The 1,341-nt window shown below is 40.9% G+C and carries 2 protein-coding genes; one reads left to right on the top strand and one right to left on the bottom strand.

Annotated features, from left to right (window positions below):
* Window positions 1-1,105: transposase (locus F6J99_RS45050; RefSeq protein ID WP_293123948.1), on the bottom strand; the 1,105-nt coding region annotated here is incomplete at its 3' end.
* A gap of 67 nt (window positions 1,106-1,172) precedes the next feature.
* Between F6J99_RS45050 and F6J99_RS45045 the strand changes: the two genes are divergently transcribed.
* A complete protein-coding gene (locus tag F6J99_RS45045; RefSeq protein WP_070392622.1) occupies window positions 1,173-1,316 on the top strand; it encodes a ribbon-helix-helix protein, CopG family in 144 nt (47 codons plus the stop codon).
* Window positions 1,317-1,341 lie beyond the last annotated feature (25 nt).

The raw sequence follows: 1,341 nt of genomic DNA, 5'->3' as shown, positions 1-1,341 counted from the left end.
CTTTTAGTTTCTTCGGTACTCTTTTCCCGCAGTTAGAACAGTTCTGGCTTGTATTTCTGGGATTTACTGCTTTTGTTACCAGTCCAGCATTTAAGGCCGTAGGCCACGCTACGCGAACGGCTTTGACTGACAATATAGACAGAAATTGTCCCCATCCAGCGTCTAACACAGATTTAGCTAGTTTAGTTTTAGCTAGACCTTTAATATTTAGCTTTTCATGGGCAACTAGATTCGCCGAAGGCGACGCTACGCGAACGTGATTGTCTAGTAACTCCTTGGCGGTCTTGAAATGAAAGTCTTTCCTTGTATCCGCTACTTTCTTGTGTGCCTTCCCTAGTCTGTTAACAGCCTTTTTCCTGTTAATACTCCCTTTCTTCGATCTACTGACAGATTGTTGGATTTTCTTTAGACGCTTTTGAGCTTTCCGATAGTACTGAGGGATAGGGACTTCTGAACCATCCGACTTCACCAGGAAAGACTTGAGACCCATGTCTATCCCGACAGGGTTAATTACACCATCTACTGGAATAATGTCGGGTACAGTATCATCTTGGATCGACAGCGTAACATAATACCCATCTGCTTTACGGGTTATAGTAGCTGTCTTGATCTTAAAACCTTCTGGAATGGGTCTGTGATAAATCATTTTGACTTTCCCGAATTTTGGAAGAGTCAAAATATTTCCTTGTATTGGATTTTTGGAAAGCGAAGGGAATGTAAACGATTTATATCTGTTTTTTCCCTTAAATCGAGGTCTCCCACTTTTCTTTCCGTTGCTGTCACCCTTAAGAAATCGTTTAAAGGCAAGATCAACTCTCTTTACGCAATCTTGTAAAACTTGAGATTGAACAACTCCGTACCAAGGTCTATCCTTCTTTAGTTGAGGTAGAGTCTTTTTCTGGGAAAAATAGTCGGGATTATTTCGTAAATCCGGCAAATAACAAACAAGAGGACAAGAGTTAATAGAGCAGCGATTTTGTTCATACCAGTTAAACCTGTCCGCCAGTAAGTAGTTATATTGACATCGGAGCATGTCCAGCCATCTTTCTACTTCCGTTTCTTGCGACTTAGTCAATCTTAGCCGGTATTGATAGGCTGCTCTCATTGTTGCTGTCCTCTGTTTTTCGACCTATCATTAATAGATAACACAACCAGCCAAATGGCAAGTCAAAATGAAAACTATAAAAATGACAATCCGTTTAACCGAATACGAAAAGAAAAAATTAGCACAAGAGGCAGAGAAGAGAGGAATGAACCAATCTGAGGTACTTAGAAGTTTAATAGCTCGCTTTCCCGATCCCAAGGACTCTGTGTAAAATTCATCCCACACCTATGCTACGC

This window comes from Moorena sp. SIO4G3 (assembly GCF_010692305.1).
GTDB classification, from domain to species: domain Bacteria; phylum Cyanobacteriota; class Cyanobacteriia; order Cyanobacteriales; family Coleofasciculaceae; genus Moorena; species Moorena producens_A.
The sequence above is the reverse complement of the archived record's forward strand: the minus strand, read 5'-3'. Positions and strand labels throughout refer to the sequence as shown.

Excerpts from the sequence above, each read along its gene's own strand:
- F6J99_RS45045 (WP_070392622.1), top strand. The coding sequence starts at position 1,173 with ATGAAAACTATAAAAATGACAATCCGTTTAACCGAATACGAAAAGAAA.